At 75.7% G+C, this 20,572-nt stretch carries 16 protein-coding genes; all 16 read left to right on the forward strand.

All coding sequences use genetic code 11. The features are described 5' to 3' along the window. Window position 1: 1 nt before the first annotated feature. From ACIBNE_RS02185 to ACIBNE_RS02260, 16 genes are read left to right on the forward strand one after another with little or no spacing between them, the layout of a single operon-like run. Window positions 2-1,504 (forward strand): phage tail sheath subtilisin-like domain-containing protein, encoded by a 1,503-nt coding sequence (locus tag ACIBNE_RS02185; protein WP_399268515.1) that lies wholly within the window; start codon window positions 2-4, stop codon window positions 1,502-1,504. Then, the gene (locus ACIBNE_RS02190) at window positions 1,501-1,989 is read left to right on the forward strand and encodes a phage tail protein (protein ID WP_399268517.1); all 489 of its coding nucleotides are present in this window, start codon (window positions 1,501-1,503) and stop codon (window positions 1,987-1,989) included. The genes ACIBNE_RS02185 and ACIBNE_RS02190 overlap by 4 nt, the downstream gene beginning before the upstream one ends. Further along, the gene (locus ACIBNE_RS02195; RefSeq protein WP_399268519.1) at window positions 1,986-2,180 is read left to right on the forward strand and encodes a putative phage tail protein; all 195 of its coding nucleotides are present in this window, start codon (window positions 1,986-1,988) and stop codon (window positions 2,178-2,180) included. The genes ACIBNE_RS02190 and ACIBNE_RS02195 overlap by 4 nt, the downstream gene beginning before the upstream one ends. Beyond that, window positions 2,177-2,848 carry a LysM peptidoglycan-binding domain-containing protein gene (locus ACIBNE_RS02200; protein ID WP_399268521.1) on the forward strand — a complete coding sequence of 224 codons (672 nt, stop codon included), beginning with the start codon at window positions 2,177-2,179 and terminating at the stop codon, window positions 2,846-2,848. Before ACIBNE_RS02195 ends, ACIBNE_RS02200 begins: the two co-directional genes overlap by 4 nt. A 10-nt stretch (window positions 2,849-2,858) precedes the next feature. Continuing rightward, entirely contained in the window at window positions 2,859-4,040 is a 1,182-nt protein-coding gene (locus ACIBNE_RS02205) for a phage late control D family protein (RefSeq protein WP_399268523.1), read from the forward strand. Beyond that, window positions 4,037-4,738, forward strand: a complete 702-nt coding sequence (locus ACIBNE_RS02210; RefSeq protein ID WP_399268525.1) for a phage baseplate assembly protein V — start codon at window positions 4,037-4,039, stop codon at window positions 4,736-4,738. Before ACIBNE_RS02205 ends, ACIBNE_RS02210 begins: the two co-directional genes overlap by 4 nt. Further along, window positions 4,735-5,235 (forward strand): GPW/gp25 family protein, encoded by a 501-nt coding sequence (locus tag ACIBNE_RS02215; protein WP_399268527.1) that lies wholly within the window; start codon window positions 4,735-4,737, stop codon window positions 5,233-5,235. Before ACIBNE_RS02210 ends, ACIBNE_RS02215 begins: the two co-directional genes overlap by 4 nt. Next, window positions 5,232-7,250: a hypothetical protein gene (locus tag ACIBNE_RS02220; RefSeq protein ID WP_399268530.1), complete on the forward strand. Its 2,019-nt coding sequence runs from the start codon at window positions 5,232-5,234 to the stop codon at window positions 7,248-7,250. Before ACIBNE_RS02215 ends, ACIBNE_RS02220 begins: the two co-directional genes overlap by 4 nt. Continuing rightward, window positions 7,247-9,421, forward strand: coding sequence for a putative baseplate assembly protein (locus ACIBNE_RS02225; protein WP_399268532.1), 2,175 nt, complete (start codon window positions 7,247-7,249; stop codon window positions 9,419-9,421). Before ACIBNE_RS02220 ends, ACIBNE_RS02225 begins: the two co-directional genes overlap by 4 nt. Further along, window positions 9,418-11,379: a phage tail protein gene (locus ACIBNE_RS02230; RefSeq protein WP_399268534.1), complete on the forward strand. Its 1,962-nt coding sequence runs from the start codon at window positions 9,418-9,420 to the stop codon at window positions 11,377-11,379. The genes ACIBNE_RS02225 and ACIBNE_RS02230 overlap by 4 nt, the downstream gene beginning before the upstream one ends. 11 nt (window positions 11,380-11,390) lie before the next feature. Beyond that, window positions 11,391-12,722, forward strand: coding sequence for a hypothetical protein (locus tag ACIBNE_RS02235; RefSeq protein ID WP_399268536.1), 1,332 nt, complete (start codon window positions 11,391-11,393; stop codon window positions 12,720-12,722). A gap of 2 nt (window positions 12,723-12,724) precedes the next feature. Then, window positions 12,725-14,794 carry a hypothetical protein gene (locus ACIBNE_RS02240; protein WP_399268538.1) on the forward strand — a complete coding sequence of 690 codons (2,070 nt, stop codon included), beginning with the start codon at window positions 12,725-12,727 and terminating at the stop codon, window positions 14,792-14,794. Continuing rightward, window positions 14,791-15,930 carry a hypothetical protein gene (locus ACIBNE_RS02245; RefSeq protein ID WP_399268540.1) on the forward strand — a complete coding sequence of 380 codons (1,140 nt, stop codon included), beginning with the start codon at window positions 14,791-14,793 and terminating at the stop codon, window positions 15,928-15,930. Before ACIBNE_RS02240 ends, ACIBNE_RS02245 begins: the two co-directional genes overlap by 4 nt. 2 nt (window positions 15,931-15,932) lie before the next feature. Further along, a complete protein-coding gene (locus tag ACIBNE_RS02250) occupies window positions 15,933-16,496 on the forward strand; it encodes a hypothetical protein (RefSeq protein ID WP_399268542.1) in 564 nt (187 codons plus the stop codon). Then, complete coding sequence (locus ACIBNE_RS02255) at window positions 16,493-18,295, forward strand: hypothetical protein (protein WP_399268543.1); 1,803 nt, start codon at window positions 16,493-16,495, stop codon at window positions 18,293-18,295. Before ACIBNE_RS02250 ends, ACIBNE_RS02255 begins: the two co-directional genes overlap by 4 nt. 41 nt (window positions 18,296-18,336) lie before the next feature. Continuing rightward, a complete protein-coding gene (locus ACIBNE_RS02260; RefSeq protein WP_399270019.1) occupies window positions 18,337-20,571 on the forward strand; it encodes an ATP-binding protein in 2,235 nt (744 codons plus the stop codon). Window position 20,572: the final 1 nt, after the last annotated feature.

The raw sequence follows: 20,572 nt of genomic DNA on the forward strand, positions 1-20,572 counted from the left end.
CATGGCCGGCGAAGCGCTCCCCGGAGCAACCCTGACGTTCGCGCCGCGCGGCTCGGACACCGAGCCGCTGCGCACGGACGTGGCGGCGTTCATCGGCCGGCTGCGCCGGGGCCCGGTCGCGGCCCCGGTGCGCGTCGAGAGCTGGAACGACGTCCTGGCCGCCTTCGGGCCCCCGGAGGGCGCCTTCGCCACCCCGTACGCCCTGCGCGGCTTCTTCGAGAACGGCGGCCGCACCGCGTGGGTGCTGCGGGTCTCGGGGCCCGCGACCGCCGCCCGCACCCGGTGGACGGCGGCCGGCGGCGGCGGCCTCTCCCACCCGCGGTACGACGTGGTGGCGACCAGCCCGGGGGAGTGGGCCAACGGCGGGCGCGTCGCGATCCGCTACCGGGCCAGCACGGTGGCGGGGCCGCCCACGGTCTCCGTGCGCGTCACGATGCCCGGCGAGGCACCGGAGACGTTCCCCGGGCTGCCGCCCGCCGACCTGGCCCGGCGCCTGACCGCGTCGCGGTACGTCCGCCTCGTCCCCGTCGGACCGCCCGCCGCCCCCGGGAAACCGGGCGGCCCCGCCCCCATCTCCGCCTCCTGGGACCTCACCCTGACCGGCGGCACCGACGCCCCGCCCGACCGCGACGCCTACGCGCGCGCCGTCGCCGACCAGGCCGAACTCCCCGAGCCCGCCCTCGTCGCGCTCCCCGACCTCGGCACCGACCTCACCGGGGGAACCCGCACCGACCTGGTCCTCGAACTGCTCCGCACGATCGCCCCGCTCCACGACCGCCTCGCCGTCCTCGACGTGCCGCCCGACCTGACGTCCGCGGACGACGCCGTCGACTGGGCCGCCGCACTCACCGGGACCGGCGACACCGCGCTCCTCGGCTGCGCCGCCGTCCACCACCCGCCCCTGCGCACCCCCGAGGGCCACGCACTGCGCACCGTCCCCGCCTCCGGCCACGTGCTCGGCGTGATCGCCCGCCTCGACGCCGAGCGCGGCGCCCACCACACCCCGGCCAACGCCGTGGTCCTGGAGGCCGTCGACCTCGCCTTCGCGTACCCCGAACCGCAGCAGGTCAGGCTCTTCGACGCGGGCCTGAACCTGATCCGCTGCACCCGGGGCCGCGGCCTCACCGTCTGGGGCGGCCGCACCCTGTCCGCCGACCCGCGCACCCGCTACATCGCCCACCGCCGCCTCGTCCACCTGCTGGTGCGCGCCGTCCGGCGCGTCGCGGCCCCTCTTGTTTTCGACGTCAACTCGCCCGAGCTGCGCCTGACCCTGGTCCGCGCCGTCACCTCCGTCCTGCTGTCGGCGTTCCGCGCCGGAGCGCTCGCCGGGGCCAGGCCCGACCAGGCGTTCCAGGTGGTGTGCGACGACACCAACAACCCGCCCGAACAGGACCCGGGCCAGGTGGTGTGCGAGATCGACGTCGCGCCCGCCGTCCCCATGGAGTTCATCCGCCTGCGGCTCGTGCTCGGCCAGGACCGCGGCCTGGAGGTGATCGAGGCATGACCCAGGACCCGCTGCCGAAGTACCGCTTCCTCGTCACCCTCGACCCGGGCGACGCCTATCTGCCGCCCGCCCAGGCGCTGTTGCTGCCGCTCGCGGCGTCCGGCGCGTTCCAGGAGGTCGCCGGGCTCGGCGCGCAACTGGAGGTGACGAGCTACCCGGAGGGCGGCCGCAACGACTCCGTGCACCAACTGCCGCTGCGCCACTCCTGGAACCGCATCACGCTCAAGCGCGGCGTCCTGCGCGACCCCGGTCTGTGGGCCTGGTACCAGGCGGGGCTCGCCGATTCGCTCGGCGCCCGCCGCGACGGCGCCGTCATCGTGCTCGGCCCCGACGGGGTGCCGGGCGCCGCCTGGGCGTTCCACGGCGGCCTCGCCGCCAAGTGGTCGGGACCCGACCTGCACGCCGAACAGAACGCGATCGCCGTCGAATCGCTGGAGATCGCCCACGAGGGCCTGACGAAGGTCCTCCAGGACCGAGGGAGGTGACCGACGTGCCGAAGGTGACCATCCACCACCTCGAAGTGAAGTTCCAGGTGGACGGCGACGACGGGGCCGTGTTCACCCGCCTGTTCAACAAGCACATCCAGGCCTGGGCGAAGCTCTACGAGGACGAGTGCGCCCGCGCCCGGCACACCAGGGCCGAACGCGGCTTCGGCGACGGGGAGGGCCGGTCGTGAGCGTGACGCCCGTGTCCTTCGCCCGCCAGGGATCGGCCCGCGCCAGGCTGGAGATCGTCCGCCCGGTCATCGCCGACGAACGGCAGCGCCGCATCCCGCTGCGGTTCAACCCCACCGACTACAAGCTGAGCAAGTCCAACACCTTCGCCGAGATCACCATCCCCGGCCTGGAGACCCCGCCGCTCCAGTACGTGCGCGGCGGCACCGAGACCCTCACCGTCCAGGCGCTCGTGGACACCTCCGACACCCTGGAGAACGTCCGCAGGGCGTACGTCAACGCGGTGCGCAACCTGCTGCGCCCCGACAGCCGCGAACACGCCCCGCCCGTCGTCAGGTTCGTCTGGGACGAGGAGGTCTTCACCGGCGTCGTGGAGAAGCTCGACGTCAACTACCAGCTGTTCAGGCCCGACGGGGTGCCGCTGCGCGCCGTGCTCGACCTCTCGCTCAAGGAGTTCCGCCCGGCGGCCGTCCAGGTCGCCGAACGGCCCCGCTCCTCGCCCACCGTCGAGAAGAGCTACGTCGTGCGCCGCGGCGACACGCTCAGCTCCATCTCCGCCGCCCTCTACCGCAGGCCCGACGCCTGGCGGGAACTGGCCCGCGCCAACGGCATCAGCGATCCGCGCGACCTGCGCCCCGGACGGGTGCTGACCGTGCCCAGGCTGCCGTGAGGAGCGCGCGATGAGCAGCCCCGCGCCCCAGGTCGCCCCGCCCGACCGCTACGCGCCCGAGTTCGACGTGCGCATCGAGGGCCTGGAGATGGACCCCGCGACCAAGAACGACATCATCGACATCAAGGTGAGCCGCGACATCGACGAGATGTCCGGCTTCGACCTCACCCTCAACAACTGGGACGACGCCGAACTGAAGTTCAAGCACAGCGACTCGCCCAACCTCAAGCTCGGCGGCCGGGTCTCCGTCCGCATGGGCTACGCCGAGAAGCTGCTCACCGTCGCCACCGGCACCATCTCCACGCTCAGCCCCAGGTTCACCGAGTCGGCGTCCCCGACCGTCCAGGTCAGCGGGGTCGACGGGCTGCTGCGGCTCAAGGACCGCAAGCCCACCGAGAACGAGACCAAGACCTACCGCAACGTACGGGACTGGGAGATCGCCGAGCAGATCGCCCGCCGCAACCACCTGCGCATCGAGGTCACCAGGGAGGGACCCGTCCACGACCTGGTCGTGCAGAAGAACCAGGACGACGCGACGTTCCTGCTGGAGCGCGCCAAGCGGCTGGACTTCGACTGCTACATCCTGCCCGACCCGCAGTCGGGCGAGGACACGCTGTACTTCATCAGACCCACCGACGGCCGCGACGGCCGCCCCATCCGCGTCTACCGCCTCGCCTACGCCCCGGGCCTGTCCACCGGGCCCACGAACCAGCCCGCGGGCCTGGTGCCCAACCTGATGGAGTTCACCCCGACCCTCACGGTCTCCCAGCAGGTCAGCAAGGTCACCGTGCGCGGCTGGGACCCCCGTACGAAGCAGTCCATCGCGTTCACCGCGACCGCCGAGAACCTGCCCGCGGGACAGAACACCGCCGACGGGCAGAGCGGCCCCGAGGTCGCCGAGTCCACCCTCCAGGGCCGCCAGGAGGTGCTGGTCGACGCACCCGTCAGCAGCGACGAGGAGGCCCGCGAGCTGGCCATCAGCCTGCTGCGGGAGCGGGCGTACGAGTTCATCACCGCCACCGGCAAGGTCGCGGGCCTGCCCGAGCTGCGGCCCGGCGACAACCTGGAGATCTACGGGCTCGGCCGCCGCTTCTCCGGCACGTACTTCGTCAAACGCGTCGAGCACACCCTCAACACCAGCGGTTTCTTCACCCAGTTCACCGGCAGGCGCATCCACCAGGGGGACCAGTGACCAGCAGGGCCGCGCCTCGCGCCCGCTCCACCGACCAGCGGTACTACGGGGTCGTGTCGGCGCTCGTGGTGGAGAACGAGGGCGACGACGAGGGCCGGGTCAAGCTCAAGTACCCCTGGTTCGACGACACCACCGTCACCGACTGGGTCCGGGTGAGCCAGCTGTACGCGGGCGGCGGCTACGGCTCCGTGTTCGTCCCCGAGCTGGGCGACGAGGTGCTGGTCGCCTTCGTCCACGGCGACATGCGGTTCCCGATCGTCATCGGCGGCCTCTACAACGGCGAGGACAAGCCGCCCACCGCCCGCACCGAGGGGCGCGACCAGAAGGTCGTCAGGACGAAGCACGGCCACGAGGTGCTGCTGGACGACACGGCGTCCAAGGCCGCCGTGCGCGTCAAGTCGGCGGCCGGGCACGTGATCGAGCTGGACGACGAGGGCAAGGCGCTGCGCATCACGGCCGCCGAGGGCGGCAGCGTCACCGTCACCGCCCAGGGCGAGATCACCCTCAAGGCCCCCAAGGTGACGGTCGACTCGCCCTCCATCGACCTCGGCGGCGGCGCCACCGAACCCCTCGTGCTCGGCAACGCGCTCCTCCAGGCGTTCAACACGCACACCCACCCCTCCGCCGCGGGTCCCACCGGGCCCCCTGCGCCGCCGCTCACCCCCGCCGTACTGGCCAAGAAGGCGAGGACCGCATGAGCGAGGACTTCCTGGGCACCGGCTGGCGCTTCCCGATCCTGCCCGACGCGTCCGGGCGGCTCGGCTACGCCGTCGGCGAGGAGAGCATCGAGCACTGCCTGCGGGCCCTGCTCCTCACCGGCACGGGCGAACGCGTCATGCGCCCCGAATTCGGGACCCGCGCACAGGAGTTGGTGTTCGCGCCCGGCAGCGTCACCAACCTGCGCGACCTGGAGAACTCCGTCGCCGCCGCCGTCCGCGACCACGAACCGAGGGTCGAACTCGAAGAGGTGCGCGCCGAGGCCGACCCGGCCGACGAGTCCCGCATCACCGTCTCGGTCGTCTATCGCGTCCGGCGCAGCAACACCAAGGCCAACCTCGTGTTCCCGTTCTACGCCGGACTCACCGACCCGGCGGGCCCCTCCGCCGCGAACACGCCCGCCGGCACGGGACCCTCGGCAGCCACCGGCCTCTTCGGCGCAACCGGCCTGTCCGGCACCACCGGGAGGACGTCGTGACCGTTCCCCCGCCCCGCCTCGACGACCTCACCTGGGCCGAGATGACGGCGGCCGTCCGCCGCCGCATCCCCGCCGAGTCCGACGGCACCTGGACCCTGCACGCCCCCGTCGACCCCGGCGTCACGCTCCTCGAACTCTTCGCCTACCTCCTGGAACAGCGCCTCTACTGGCTCGACCAGGTGCCCGACGCCCTGGTCGTCGCCGTCCTGCGGCTCCTGGGCCTGGAACCGCCGCGCCCCGCGCGGCCCGCCGCCACCGTGCTGCGGATCGCCGCCCGGCAGCCCGGCACCGCCGTCCCCCTCGTGCCGTCCGGCACGGGCCTGACCCGCGACCCGGCCGAACGCGTCGTCTTCACCCTCGACCAGGGCCTCGCCGTCCTGCCGCTCGCCCAGGGCGACGGCGCCGCCGACGTCACCGTGCGGACCGACCGCGACCGCACCGCCGACCTGCGCGCCCGCCGGGGCGTCGCCCTCCTGGGGAGCGACGGGAAGCCCGCGTCCGTACGGTTCACCCTGCCGCTCGCCGGGGACGAGCCCGCCACCGGGCCGATCAGCCTCCTCGTGGAACTGGCCGCCCCCGCGGCCGCCGTGCCCTCCTGGCTGGCAGGCGCCGTCCCCGACGTGCCGCCGCCCGCCGAGCTGACCTGGTCGTGGTTCAGGCCGGGCGCCGAGGAGGAAGGCGAGAGCGGCGCGTTCACCGAGGTCGAGGACGGCACGGCGGGCCTCAGGCGCTCCGGCATCGTCCGCCTCCACCCGCCGGCCCACTGGACGACCCGGCACACCGGCCTCCTCCTCACCACCCCGGCCGCCACCTTCGCCGCCCCGCCCGTCCTGCTCGCCCTCGCCGTCAACGCGGCCTCCGCGCGCCACCGCAGACAGCACACCGCGCGCGGCGCCGACCTGCGGGACCAGACCGCCGCCTGGCTCAAGCTCCCCGGCCAGCACCTCGAACTCGCCGGCGCCGCCGACCTCCTGCTGGACGCCGCCCTCACCCTGGCGGGCGAACGCTGGCTCCCCGCACCCGACTTCACCTTCGGCGCGCCCACCGACCGCACCTTCCTGATCGACCGCGCCGAGGGCGCCCTGGTCTTCGGCGACGGCCTCACCGGACGCATCCCGCACCCCGACCGCGCCCCCGAACCCGACGTCGCCGTCACCTACGCCACCGGCGGCGGCCGCGCGGGCAACGGCGGCGTCACCGACAACTGGCAACAGCCCACCGACGCCCCGCCCGACCAGGGCGCGGTCACCGCAGCCAACCTCGTGCGCGCCGAGGGCGGCGAGGAGCCCGAGAGCGTCGCGGACGCCCGCCGCCGCGCCGCCGCCGCGCTCGGCGAGGTCACCCGCGCGGTCACCGCCGACGACCACGTCACCCTCGCCCGCACCACCCCGGGCGTCGCCGTCGCCCGCGCGTACGCCTCGCTCGGCGAGCACCCCGGCTTCCCGTGCGCCGTGGTCCCGGGAGCGGTCACCGTCCACGTCGTGCCCGACGTGCCCCGCGAGGGGTTCGGCCGCGCGGACCTCGCGCGGGGCGGCCCGGCGCGCGGGGCGGCCGACGGCTTCGTGGCCGCGCCGCGCCCCGACCCCGGCACGCTGTGCGCCGTCGCCGCCCGCCTGGAGCGGGCCAGGCTGCTCACCTCGGAGGTCTTCGTCCGCGCGCCCCGCTACCGCGACGCGGCCCTGCGCGTGGCCCTGTCCGGCGAACCGGCCGACCGCGCCCGGGTCCTCGCGGTGCTCACCGGCGCGCTGCGGCGCTTCCTGGACCCGCTCGTCGGCGGCGACGACGGCACGGGCTGGCCGTTCGGCGAACCGCTGCGGCCCTCCGCGCTGGTGCGCGCCGCCCAGCGGGCGCTCGGCGACCTCGCGGACGTCGCGGGCGTGGGCATCGGACTCGACGGGACCGACCCGGCCGAGGAGTGCGACGAGGTGCCGCTCGGCCCCGCCGAACTGCCCGTGCTGCGCACGGTCCGCGTCCGGATCGTGCCCGCCGTGGCACAGGGAGAGGGGCTGGCATGAGCGGCGAGGTGTGGTGGGAGCGCGGCGCGCGGCCCGACGGGGCCGACGAGGGCCGCGTCGTGCCCGGCCCCGGGCCCACCGGCGTCCAGCCGGAGCTGACGGACGCGACCCGCGAGGCGGTGCGCTCCGACGTACGCGGCAGGATCGCCGGATACACCCCGGACTGGACCGACCCCGACCGGCAGGACGCGGGCGTCGCGCTGGTGCGCCTCTTCGGCACCCAGGCCGAGCCGGTCCTGGCCCGGGTCAACCGGCTCCCCGAGAAGATCCTCGCCGAGCACCTGGCGACGGCCGGCGTGCGCAGGCGGCCTGCGACCGTGGCGTCCGCGCTCCTGGAGTTCACCGTGAACCCGCCGGACGGCGCCTCGGTGCTGGTGCCCGCGGGCTTCCAGAGCGCCGCGTCCACCCCGGCGGGCCAGGTCGTCTACGAGACCGACGAGGACCTGTACGCCACCCCGGCCACCCTCGGCGCGCTCGCCGTGCAGGAGGCCGGGACGCTGGAGCCGCTGCCCCTGGGGCCCGCGGGACCCGGCCGCCCCTTCCCGCCGTTCGGCCGCGACCCCGAGCAGGGCAACAGCCTGTGGATCGGGCTCGCGGGGCTGACGGGCCCCTACCCGCGCCTGGCGCTCGGCTTCGTGGTGGCCGCGACGCCCCCGGCGCCCGCCGACTCCGGCGGACTGCTGCCCCTGCCGCTGCCGCCCGCGCCGCTGCTGCGCTGGGACGTCCTGGACGGCAACCGGCTGGTGCCCGCCGAGCTGATGCGCGACTCCACGGCCGGGTTCGGCGCCAGCGGCACCGTGGAACTGCGCGTGCCGCGCTCCTGGGCCCCCGGGAGCCCGCCGGGCTCCCGGCCCCGCCCGCCGCTGCGCTGGCTGCGGCTGCGGATCGCGCACGGCTCCTTCACGGGACCCGCGCCCGTCCTGTCCGGCCTGCGCCTCAACACCGTCGCCGCCACGGCGGCCCGCACCATCAGGGACGAGCCGCTGCAACCCGTCCAGGACGCGACGGGCACGGGCCCCAGGCGCCGGATGAAGCTCAGCCAGGTGCCCATCCTGGCCGGTTCCGTCGTCGTGGAGGTCGACGACGACACGGGCGGCGACGTGTTCGGTACGGGGAGCGGGACGTCGGGCCGTACGGACGCGGGTGGCCGCACGGACACGGGTGGCCGTACGGGTGCCGCGGGCCGCGCCGCGACCCGCTGGCGCGAGGTCGAGAGCCTGGCCGGGTTCGGCGCCGACGACCGGGTGTTCACCGTCGACCACGACACCGGCATCGTCGACTTCGGCGACGGCGTCAACGGCGCGGCCGTCCCGCCCGGCTTCCGCAACGTCCGCGCCGTCCGCTACCGCGTCGGCGGCGGCAGCGCGGGAGCCGTGCGCGCCGGAGCCGTCAACGGCGTGGTGACCGCCCTGCCGTTCGTCACCAAGGTCACCAACCCCTTCGCCGCGTCCGGCGGGGCCGACGCCGAGCCCGACGCCGCCGCGATGCGCAGGGGGGTCGGCGAACTGCGCTCGCGCGGCAGGGCCGTGGCCCCCGCCGACTACGGACTGCTCGCCACCAAGGTGCCCGGCGCGTCCGTCGCCCGCGCCAGGGGAGTGCCCGGACTGCACCCCGGCTTCGCGGGCACGCCCATCCCCGGAGTCGTCGGCGTCCTGGTCGTCCCCCCGGCCGCCGCCACCGCGGGCAGCGGCCCCGTCACGGCCACCGGCCCAGGCACGGGCGGCGCCACCGACGCCACCGAACCCCCCGTCCCCACCGCCGCGACGCTGCGCGCCGTCGCCGACTTCCTCACCCGCGAGGCCGCCCCCGCCGGGGTCACCGTCGTCGCCGCCCCCGCGACCTACCACAAGGTCGCCGTCGAATCCTGGGTCGCCCTCGACCCCGACCAGGACCGCGCCGCGGTGCTGGCCAGGGCGGGCGACGCGGTGCGCACCTACCTCGACCCGCTCGTCGGCGGCGACGACGGCGCCGGCTGGCCGTTCGGCGGCGCGCTGCGCCACACCGCGCTCGTCCGCCGCCTCCTCGCGGTCGACGGGGTGCTCGCCGTGTCCCGCCTCTCCCTCACCGTCGACGGCACCCGCCGCCCGCCCTGCACCGACCACGCGATCGGCCCGCACGCCCTCGTCTGGCCCGAGCGCCCGCTGCTGATCCCGGTAGGAGACCGGCCATGACGTGCACCCCGGGTCCCGGGACCTTCCGCCTCCTCGACGCCCACGTCGGCTGGGACGAGACGCCCGGATCCACCGAAGGACTCGTCGGCTTCACCGACCCCCGAGGAGTCCGCCTCGCCCACCGGGGCGCCGCGCCCGAAGGCCCCACCAGGCGCGAACTGCTGCCCTGGTTCCCCGACCCCAGGCTCGCGCCCGGGTGCGGGCCCCGCGGCTGGTACCTGCTGGTGCCCGGCGAGCGGCGGCTGCTGCGCCGCGACGGGTGCACCGGCGCCTTCACCTCCGTATGGCCGCGGGGCTGCGACCCCGGCGAACTGCGCGCACCGCTGTCGGTGGCCGCGCGGGGACACCGCATCGCCGTCGTGGAGCGCGACCGGGTGCTCGTGTGGCGCCACGAGGGCGCGCAGCTGGCCGGGGTGATCCCGGTCCGGCGCCCGCGCCTGGCCGCGCTCGGCCCCGACGACGAGGTCCTCGTGGCCCGCGGGGGCAGCACCGACCTGCACCGGTACGGCTCGGCGGGCGCGCCGCGCGGCGTCCTGCGCACCGGAGTCCGGGGCGAGGTCGTCGCACTGCGCACCGGACCGGGGCGGAGCGTCTGGCTGCTCACCAGCGACGGCGACCGGCTGCGGATCCACCGGGGCGGCCACCGGGGCCCGTTCACCGCCGCCACCTTCGCCGAACTGGCCGAGGCGCTGGAGCCCTCCTCGCTCGTCTCGACGGACGAGGCCGGGTTCTGCCTGCGCGAGAAGGACCAGGACGGCACCACCGACCACTGCTACACCTGGCAGGGCCTGCCGGGCGCGGCGCAGCCGCCGCCCGACGACGTGTACGTGACCGGCGGCTCGTACGTCTCGGAGCCGATCGACAGCGGCATCTCGCGCTGCCGCTGGCACCGCGTGCGCGTGGAGGCCGACGTGCCCGAGGGCACCTCGGTCGCGCTGCGGATCGTGGTGACCGAGGACGGCCACTACGAGGAGAGCGACTGGCAGACCTCCGCACCCGGCGTCGTCGACTTCCTCGTCGACCAGCCGCCGGGACGCCTGCTGCGGCTGCACCTGCGGTTGACCGGGGACGGCGCCGCGACCCCCGTCGTACGCCGGATCCGGCTGGACTTCCCCCGGGTGACCAGCGCGGACCTGCTGCCACCCGCCTTCCGGCAGGATCCGGCGGCCGACGACTTCACCGAGCGGTTCCTGTCGCTGTTCGACGCCACGTTCGCCGACGTCGACCGGATCGTCGAGCGCTATCCGGCGCTCCTCGACCCGGCGGGGGTGCCCGACCGGGTGCTGCCGTGGCTCGCCGGACTGCTCGGCCTGTCGTACGAGGCGGGCTGGGACGCCGGGGTCAGGCGCGCGCTGCTGGCGGCGGCGCCCGAGCTGTACCGGCGCAGGGGCACTCCGTGGGCGCTGCGGGAGGCCGTGCGGATCGTGTTCGGCGCGGAGCCCGTCGTGGCCGAGCTGCCGGGGGAGCGGAGCTGGGCGCAGGTGCGCGCGGCGGACGGCGACGGCGGGCCGACGGAGCGCCGAGGGCTGGGCGCGGTACGGCTGTTCGGCCGGTCCGCGAGCCGGTTCAGGGTCGGCGGCTCGGCGCTGGGCGCGGCTCCGCTGCGCGCGTTCGGATCGCCCGACAGCGACCCGCTGACGGCGCACGCGCACCGGTTCCGGGTGTCGCTGCCCGCGGGGACGGCCGACGAGAGCGCGCTGCGGCGGCTGGTGGAGCGCCAGGCGCCCGCGCACACCGTGGGGTCGGTGCGCACCGGCGGCACCGGCTTCGTGGTCGGCTCGCGCTCCACGGTCGGCGTGGACACCGCGTTCGTCCCGCTGCCGCCGCCCGTGCTGGGCGGCGCGCGCCCGCTGCGGCTGGGCCGCGACGGAGTGCTCAGGCCGGGGCCCGGAGGATTGCGCCGAGGGGTGGGCGTGGGAGTCGTCTCCGCCGTCGGTGTGCATACGCAAGTGTCTTGAGAGGAAGGCCGATGACGGAGATGACGGATACGACGGCGACGGGGCACCGGTCGGACGGGGAGTTCGACGCGCCACCACTGCGGAGGCTGCGGTACTTCCACGGCCAGATGCTCGGTGCCAGGGACTTCCAGCGCGAACAGGAGTACTACCGGGAGAAGTTGAAGCTGCGCATGCGCTGCCTGCTCGGGTACGGGGTGGTGTGCGGGCTGCACGTGGAGCCCGTACCGCGCGACGACGGCTGTCATGACGGGGGACGGCCCCAGCAACCGCCGGCGGACGCGACCGCGGAGGCCGCCGGGAGCGGCGCCGGAGGGGAGGCGGACGCCGAGGGGCACGGGCGGCGCCGCGCCGAGGTCGTGCTCACCCCCGGCCTCGCCGTCGACTGCGACGGCAACGAGGTCGTGGTCAGGGACGGCGGCTGCGTCGTCGACCTGTGGAAGGCGCTGCCGCACGACGAGCGCGACACCGACACGGTCTGGGTGGGCATCCGCTACGCCGAACGCCGCGTGGAGCCGACCCGCGCCGTCTACAACGACGCCTGCGCCGACACCTCCGACTGCGAGTTCGGCTGGACGGAGGAGTGCTACACGGTCCACGTCACCGGCTGCGAGCCGCCCACCGACGACCGCTGCGACACCTGCTGCGAGCGCTGCGGGCACCGGACGCTCTGGCTGGCCAGGATCGACTGCGTGGACTTCCACGAGCCGGTGCGCGAGGAGCGGATCCACCTCGACGTGCGCCGCCCGTTCGGCCGCCGCGTACCGACCGTGATCACCGGCATCAGCTGGATCCACGGCCACACCTACACCATCGACGAGGCCAAGGCGCTGCTCGGGACGCAGGACGAGGACGGCGGGCTCGTCGTGCGGTTCTCGGACGGGGTGCGGACCGACTCGCTCCAGCCGGGAGTGGTGGACCTCCAGGTGATCGAGGGCGGCAGCGGCCGCAACGCCTCGACCTGGTACATGGGCGGCGAGTTCGCCGAACCGGGCCCGGACTGCGACGAGTTCACCCGGGAGTTCCGCTACCGCCAGACCACCCGCGAGACGCTCCAGGACGGCGACCGGGTGCTGATCACGGTCCGCGCGGCGTTCCTCCTCGACCGGTGCTGCCGCCCGGTCGACGGCACGCACGTCGGCGGACGCGTACCGACCATCCACCACCACACCACCGACGACAGCCACACCCCCGTCGCCGCGGGCACGGACGCGCCGGACGCCCAGGCACCGGCCGCCTCGCACGGCGGCTGCGACCTGCCGCCATCGGGCATCGGGCCCTGGACGTCCGGCACCGGTGCGGGCGGGGACGTCTTCGAGAGCTGGTTCTTCGTGAAGGAGCGCTGATCATGCGAACAGACTGCGGATGCGGCTGCGGTGGTGACGCCACCCGCACCTCCGCCTTCGTGCGCCCCCGCTTCTTCGCCGGGCAACTGCTGACCGAGGACGACCTGAGCCTGCTGGTCGAGTACACGACGGCGAAGAGCAGACTCCACAACCGCTCGCTGTACGGCCCCGGCGTCGTCTGCGGCCTCGGCGTCTCCTGCGACCCCTGCGGCGGCGGCACCGTCGCCGTGCGCCCGGGGCACGCGCTGGACTGCGCGGGCAACGACATCGTGGTGTCCTGCACCGAACGGGTCGACGTGAGCGCCCTCGTACGGGAGCGGCGAGTCAGCGGCCTCGGCGTGGACTGCGGCGACGACTGCGCGGACGGCGAAGGCGGCGAGGGCGGCACCCGGCGCTACGGCCTGTACGTGCGCCACCGGGAGAATCCGGTCGACCCCGTCGCCCCGTACGCCACCGAGGAGCCCTGCCCCTCGCCCGGCTGCGTGCCCTCGCGGATCCAGGAGGGCTACGGGTTCGTCGTGAAGTGCGAGGACCCGGACGGCCCCGATGACCACCGGCACAACCCCGGCACCCAGCTCCTCGCCGCCATCGGCGACCTCCCGCGCGCCGACCGGGCCCGCAGCCGCGACCGGCGGCTCGGCTTCCACACCGACGCGCTGTTCGCCGCCGCCCTCGGCACGGGCCGCCCCTTCCGCTTCGACGCGTCCGACGCCCAGCGGTACGCCGCCTCCTTCGAATGGCTGAACAAGAACGCGGGCGGCGAGGGGCCGCTGCCCCCGCCGACGGCCCGCGAGGCCACCGAGCACGTGCGCGCGCTGGCGAGCGCCGTGGCCCGGCACGACACGTACGACCCCGAAGGGCGGCGACAGCTCCTGCGGGACCACCCCGTCCTGGACTCGCTCCCGAGCGCCAGGGGACTGCTGGGCACCGCCTGCGGCCGGCTCGCCGCCACCGACGCCGAGGCGGCCTGGCCCGAGCCGCTGCGCCGCACCGTCGCCCACGCGGTCCGCACCGAGACCGCCGCCCGGGTCGTTCCCGAGCGCGGCGACCCCGACGCGCAGCTCGAAGTGCGCATGCTGGCCCAGGGCACCCCGCTGAGCCACGCGCTGCGCGTGGAGTTCCGCGCGGACCTCGTGCTGATCCGCGAGTGGCTGCTGTGCCGCCTCGACACGGCGCCCGGCACGGCCGACTGCACCCTGCGCGCGAAGGTCGCCGCCGTCGACGTGCCGCCGCTGCTCCCGGCCCCGCCGCAGGACAGCACGGAGCGGGCGACCGTCTCCGAGGTGCGGCAGCTCGCCGAGGTGTCCGCCGCGCTCACCGCGGCGCTGCGCGGGTTCCTCACCGACGCGGCGTGCGCCACGCTGAACCCGCCGTGCTCCGACTGCACCGACACCGACGTCCTGCTCGCGCACGTGGAGCTGGAGGGCTGCGACGTCGTACGGATCTGCTCGGCGACCCGCGAACAGGTGCTGCCGGGCGGCTCGGCGTACGGCGAGTGGCTGCCGAAGCTCTACCGGCTGCGCGAGCTGGCCGAACGGCTCTGCCGCGCGTCCGCGCCCCGGCCGCGGAAACCGGAACCGCCCGCACAGGGACCGGTGCCCCGCCCGTACGTCACGGGGCTGCTCGACGACTGGCCGCGCACCGGGGACCTGGAGCAGATGCTCTCGCTGCTGCTCACCCCGGCCCCCGGCGAGACCCCGCCCAAGGCCCTGCACGAGCAGGTCTACACGACGCCCGGCGAAGTCACCGACAGCCTCCAGGAGCTGGCCAGGCTCAGGACCCAGGTCGCCGACCTGAACGCGGCGCTGGAAGGCCTGCGGTCCCAACTGGGCAGTGCCCAGGAGCAGGTGGGCCGACTCCGCGACGACCTGCCCGAACGGCTCGGGCCGCGCCTCGCGGAGCTCGAAGAGGGCGCTGAGGGCGCGGCGGACACCGAGGAAGCCGAAGGCGCCGAGGGCTCGGAGGGCACCGCGGAGCGAGGCGCGGGCGCCGGAGCCGAATCCGCCAAACCCCCGGCCAAACGCGCCCGTTCCGCCCGCCCCCGGCCCCAGAAGCCCGGTGAGTCGACATGACCGGTCCACTGCGTCCCGTGTTCCACGAGGGTCAGGTGCTGGCGGCCGGGGACCTCACGGCCGTCGTCGAGCACGCGCGCGGCGCGCACGCCCGGCACACCAGGCACCTGCACGACTGGGGCGTCGCCGAAGGCCTCGGCCTGCTCGCCGAGCCCCGCACCGACCCGCTGACGGGCGCCCGCTACGTCGAGGTCAGCGCCGCGCCCGGGATCGCCGTCGACGGTACGGGGCGCGAGATCGTCCTCGCCGAGCCCGTCGTGCTGCGCGAGAGCGACTTCGAGGAGGTCAACGGCGCCGACCAGCCCACCGACGAGCCCTACCCGGTCTTCCTGCTGGCCGCCGACCGCGAGCCCGCCCGCACCCCGCGGGCCGACTCGTGCGGCGCGGGCACCGCGAAGACCCGGGTGGAGGAGGCGTACCGGATCCGCTACGGGCGCCTCGGCGACGAACGGCTCGTCGCCGAACAGCGCCCGCCCGCGATCGGCACCCCCCTGACCGACCCGCCCGCCGACTGGCCGGTCCTCATCGGCTACGTCCGCTGGACCGACGGGCACTTCAGCGGCGTCGCGACCGGGGCGCGCGGAGTCGCGGTGCGCTTCGCGGGCGTCCGCGCGGACACCGTGTCGGCCAGGTCGGGCACGCTGACCCTGCGCACCGGGTCGGCGGCCGACGAGGGCCAGCCGGCGCTCGTGCTCTCCGGCGGCGACACCCCGGGCCTGGTCTTCGGCCTCTACCGGGGCAGCGGCACGGTCGCGCCGCTGATGACGCTCGCCGCCAACGGCAACCTCAGCATCGAGGGCAGCTTCAGCGGCCTGATGGCACAGGGCAGCACGCTCGTCGCGTCCGGCACCGCGACCGACGGCATGCTGCTCCCGCTGCCGAAGGGCGTCACGCCCGAGCAGGTGGCCGACGGCCGCGTCGTCCTGCACGCACAGCTGACCCCGCGCGCCCCGGCGACCGCGACGGACTCGATGCTGCACAGCGTCGTCGAGGCCGCCGTGGACGCCGAGCGCAGGGTGCGCTGCCGCGTGCGGCTGTACGACCCGTTGAAGGCCCCGGAAGTGGTGGTCGAGCAGCCGGGCGCGGTCGACTTCCTCGTCCTCGCGACGGTCGCGGCAACGAACGGCGGTGGCTGACGGTGGGACTCTCCGTGGTGTACGCGGCCGACACCGGCCACGTCGTGGGCGCCCTCGCCCTGACCGGCGCGCTCGGCCCCGCGGTCGCGGGGCCCGCCGCCGCGCCGCCCGACCCGGCCGCCTTCGTCGGCCGGGCGCTGCCGCTGCGCGTCTCGCTCGACAACGGCGAGGTGGCGGCCCTGCCGCTCGGCGTCAGGGAACTGGCGGCCGCCGCGGTCGACGACGAACCGGCCGCCCTCGCCGAGCCGTTGGCGTTCGGCGTCGAGCTGTCGCCCGACGGCAGGCCCAAACCGGCCCTGGTCAGGCTCGCGTCCTGGACCGGCGGGATCTCCCTGGCGGCCGACGGGCTCGTCGTCAAGGTGCAGGTCGCGTCCGGCCGCCCGGTGCGGGTGACCGCCCTGGTCTCCGACGACGAGGACACCCACGTGCTCGCCGGGGAGATCCCCGCGGGGCAGCTCGAAGTGAAGCTGCCCCTGACCCTCGCCCCGGGCCGCGAGAACGGGCACGGCGTCCTCGTGCTCGCGGCCGGCTGGGCGGGACGCCTCCAGAAGGTGAAGCTCACATGAGCACCCCACCCGCCGCTCCGGCCACCGGAGGACCCGACGACCGGGGCGAGATCTCCGTGCACCACTGCACGGTGAAGGTGGTCAGGCGCGGCGGGTGGAGCTGGGGCCCCGACCCCGGCGACCTGGTCCGCCAAGTGACCGAAGCGATACCCCGGTTGCTGGAGCGGCGCTTCGCCGCGCACCTGACGGGCGACGGGCCCGACGTGGAGATCACCGAACCGCTGACCGTCACCGTCCGGGCGGGCGCGGGCGGCCTGGCCTCCCTCGGGACGGCGGCGGCGGACGTCCACTTCGCGCCCGTACCGGTGACGGAGGTACGGGCGGACGAACCCGGCGCCCACCCCGTGTCCTTCGAGGACTCCTTCGTACCGCAGGACCTCAGGGACGCACCGTCGCCCGTCGACCTCTTCCACGAACTGGCGGAGCGCGACGAACTCGACGCGCTGCTCGCCCTGCTGCCCGACTCCACGGTCCGGGCCTTCCTCCTCGCCCTGCTCTCGGACGGATCCGAGCGGACCGACGACGAGGTGACCGCCCGGCTGTTCGCCGAACTCGCCGGGCGCGCCCGCCCCGACGCCCTCGCCGAAGCCCTCCCGGACGAACTGCTCTCCGCGCTCGCCGGCGCCGACCCCGCACAACTGCCCCGGTTCCTCGTCGCCTACGTGGCGTCCACCGACCGCGCCGAGCTGGTGCGCCTCGCGCAGACCCTGCCCGAGCGCTCCGCGGCGCCCGCCCGGGACCCGGCCCGCGACCCGGCGCCGCGCACCGCCGGGACCCCGGCCACCAAAGACGTACGGGTCTGGTCCGCGCTGCCCTTCCTGCTCGCGGGACCGCTCGCCCGCATCGGCTACCTCGACGCGCTCGGCCCTGCCCTGGCGGGCGTCGAACTGGCCGACGAGGCACCGGTGTTCGCCGCCGCACTCGCGTACAAGGTGCTCGGAGCGACCGGGCGCGGCTGGCGCCGCACCGAGCGCGACACCGAGGCCGCCGCGGCCTTCGCCGGGCTCGTCCCGCCCGTCGACGAGGAGCGCCTGACCGCCTTCGCCCGCCTCGCGCCGCCCGCGCTCCCGGCCCTCGACGGCGTCCTCGCCCTCGCCGTGGGCCGGGGCCACGACCCGGCCCAGCCCCTGCTGCTCGGCGCGGCCGACGGCGGACTGCTCCTGCTCGACGCGCAGGGTCTGTTCCCGGTCGCCTGGGCCGACCGCGCCACGGAGCTGCTGCCGCACTGGCGCACCTGCGGGCGGCCGCCCGTGCTGCTCTGCGACAGCGCTCCGGACGGCGGCACCCTGCCCGCCGGTACGCTGCGCGAACTCGCCGCGCACGGCGTGCCGTTCCTCACCGGCGTACGGCCCCTGCGCGGCGACCCGGTCACCCGCCTGCCCTGGCGAACCCCGCTGTGGACGGCCGCCGACGAACAGCTCACCGATCCGCGCCTCGCCGTCCAACTGCCCGAGCACACCGCGCGGTTCGCCGACCTCGTCACCGCGCTGACCGTCGATCGCCGTGCCGTCCCGCTCGCCGCCGACTGCGCCCTGGAACGCACGGTCACCCTGGCCGCGGCCCTCGGCCTGGCCACCGTCGCCTGGACGCTCTGGCGCGACCGGGAGACCCCCGACCCCCTGCTGGCCCTGCGCCGCTTCGCCGACCTGGAGGCGACGGTCAGGTTCGACGCGTCCGCCGTCCGGGTGCGCGTCCCGATGGGGCGCCGCCACGCGGACCTGGAGCGCGGCGGACTGCTGCGCGACGTGCCCGACGTGGTGTGGCTCGGCGGCCGGACCCTGACCTTCTCGGGAGGCTGAGCCGCGTGGACGAGGCAGCGAGCGGTGCGGCGGACGGCACCGTGAACGACGGCGCGGGTGACGCGGCGGGCGGGGCCGCGGTGGAGCACCTGCGGATCCGGCTGTCCTGCCTGCACTCCGCGCTGCGCGCGGCGGTCGGGCGGCAGGCGGAGGTCGCCGCCCGGCTGACCCGCCCCGACCTCACCCCGTACTGCGTCACGGACGAACAGGTCGACGTCCTCCTCGGCGAGGTGAGCGCCTTCACCGACGCCATGACCCGAGCCCGCGCGCCCCGGCGCGCGGAGCCGGAGGCCGAGCGCGCCCTGCGCCGACGCGCGGCGGCCGACGGCCGGGTGCTGCCGCTGGACGCGCTCGCCACGCGGTTCGGCCTGACGCGCGCCGAACAGGACGCGCTGCTGCTGGCGGCCGCGCCGGAGCTGGACCCGGGCTACGAGCGGATCTACGCGTACGTCGTCGACAACCTGAACCGCCGCCTGCCGAGCGTGGAACTCCTGGTCACCGTGTGCGCGGAACTGGCGGTGCCCGGTGGGGACTGGGCGCACGGCACGGCCGCCGAGCACCGGGCGGACGAGCACCACGCCGACGCGCCCCACGCCGACGCGTCCCGCGCGGACGGGCACCGGGCCGCCGCGCGCCTCGCCCTGCGCCGCGCCCTCGGCCCCGCGGGGCCGCTGCGCCGCTACGGCCTGCTGCGCGCCCACGGCGAGGCCGCCCTCGGCCTCGCCCAGGAACTCGTCGTCGGCCCCGGCGTGCTGGACCTCCTGCTCGGCTGGGAGGGCGACGTCGGGCTCGTCGGCCACGACCCGGGCGAGGTCGCCCCGGCGGACTCGCGGATCCTGGCTCCGTACCTCTCCTCCGCCGAACTCACCCGGCTGGGCCGCGCCGTCGGCTCGGGCGGCATCGACCTCGCGGGCCTGTGGGGCTGCCCGCCGGACGGCCAACTGGACGCCGTACAGGCACTGGCGCGCGCCGCGGACAGACCGCTGCGGGCCCTGGCCGCACGGCCCGACGAGGACCTGCGCACGGCCGCCGCGCTGGGCGCGGTCCTGTGGATCCCGACCGACGAACTGGGCACCGAGCCGCAGCGGGCGCTCGCCGATGAGATCGCGGCGGCCCTGGTGCGCTCGCGCGTCCCGGTGTGCCTGACAGGCCTGAAGCCCTGGCGCCCCGCGGGGCTCCTCGCGGCCCGCTCGTACGCCGAACTCCACCTCCCCGCACCGGGGTTCACCGACCGCCGTGCCATGTGGTCCGCCGCGCTCCCGGACCTCGGCGGCACGCTCCTGGAGGACCTCGCCGTGCGCTACCGGATGAGCGGCGGCGAACTGCGCGCCGTGGCGTCCGTCGCGGACGCGGGCGCGCGCCTCGCGGGCAACGGCCGCCCCGAACCCGTCGCCGACCACGTCGAACCCGCCATCGCGACGGTCACCAGGGGCCGCAGCGGCAGCGCCGTGCACTCGATCGTGCCCCGGCGCACCGTCGAGGACCTCGTCCTGCCCTCCGTACAGTTGAACCAGATCATGGAGATCGCCGCCGCGTTCCGCGCCTGGCCCCGCATCGCCGAGTCCTGGGGCTTCGCCCGCCGCTCGGCGCACGGCGGCGTCAAGGCGCTGTTCACGGGCGAGCCGGGCACGGGCAAGACGATGTCCGCCGAGATCGTCACCGGCATGCTCGGCCTCGAACTGCTCAAAGTGGACCTCGCGCAGGTCGTCTCCAAGTGGGTGGGGGAGACGGAGAAGAACATGGAGACGGCGTTCCGGCAGGCCGAGGAGAGCCACGCGGTACTGCTCTTCGACGAGGCGGACGCGCTGTTCGGCAAGCGCGGCGAGGTCAAGCACGGCACCGACAGGTACGCCAACCTGGAGGTCGGCTACCTCCTCCAGCGGCTGGAGGCCAGCGACGGACTGGTGATCCTCACCAGCAACCTCAAGGACAACATCGACCCCGCGTTCACCCGGCGCTTCCACTTCGTGGTCCACTTCCCGCGCCCGGCCGCGGCCGAGCGGCGCAGGCTGTGGCGCCTGGCCTTCCCGCCGCAGGCCCCGCTGGGCCCCGACGTGGACCTCGACTCCCTGGCGCGCCTGGACATGACGGGCGCGGGCATCGCCGCCGCCGCCCGCACGGCGGCGCTCGCGGCGGCGGACGGCGCGGGAACGACGATCACCATGCGGCACGTCGTACGGGGTGTGGCGCGCCAGTTCCAGCGCGAGGCCAGGCTGCTGCGCCCGGCCGAGCTCGGCCCGCACGCGCATCTGCTCGACGACGCACCGAAGGGGTGAC

This window comes from Streptomyces sp. NPDC050504 (genome assembly GCF_044458065.1).
Taxonomy (GTDB): Bacteria; Actinomycetota; Actinomycetes; order Streptomycetales; family Streptomycetaceae; genus Streptomyces.

What these genes read in the sequence shown, in the direction of transcription:
- ACIBNE_RS02230 (WP_399268534.1), top strand. Translation starts at nt 9,418, where the DNA reads ATGACGTGCACCCCGGGTCCCGGGACCTTCCGCCTCCTCGACGCCCAC.
- ACIBNE_RS02205 (WP_399268523.1), top strand. Translation starts at nt 2,859, where the DNA reads ATGAGCAGCCCCGCGCCCCAGGTCGCCCCGCCCGACCGCTACGCGCCC.
- ACIBNE_RS02245 (WP_399268540.1), top strand. Translation starts at nt 14,791, where the DNA reads ATGACCGGTCCACTGCGTCCCGTGTTCCACGAGGGTCAGGTGCTGGCG.
- ACIBNE_RS02235 (WP_399268536.1), top strand. Translation starts at nt 11,391, where the DNA reads ATGACGGAGATGACGGATACGACGGCGACGGGGCACCGGTCGGACGGG.
- ACIBNE_RS02240 (WP_399268538.1), top strand. Translation starts at nt 12,725, where the DNA reads ATGCGAACAGACTGCGGATGCGGCTGCGGTGGTGACGCCACCCGCACC.
- ACIBNE_RS02215 (WP_399268527.1), top strand. Translation starts at nt 4,735, where the DNA reads ATGAGCGAGGACTTCCTGGGCACCGGCTGGCGCTTCCCGATCCTGCCC.
- ACIBNE_RS02185 (WP_399268515.1), top strand. Translation starts at nt 2, where the DNA reads ATGGCCGGCGAAGCGCTCCCCGGAGCAACCCTGACGTTCGCGCCGCGC.
- ACIBNE_RS02225 (WP_399268532.1), top strand. Translation starts at nt 7,247, where the DNA reads ATGAGCGGCGAGGTGTGGTGGGAGCGCGGCGCGCGGCCCGACGGGGCC.
- ACIBNE_RS02255 (WP_399268543.1), top strand. Translation starts at nt 16,493, where the DNA reads ATGAGCACCCCACCCGCCGCTCCGGCCACCGGAGGACCCGACGACCGG.
- ACIBNE_RS02190 (WP_399268517.1), top strand. Translation starts at nt 1,501, where the DNA reads ATGACCCAGGACCCGCTGCCGAAGTACCGCTTCCTCGTCACCCTCGAC.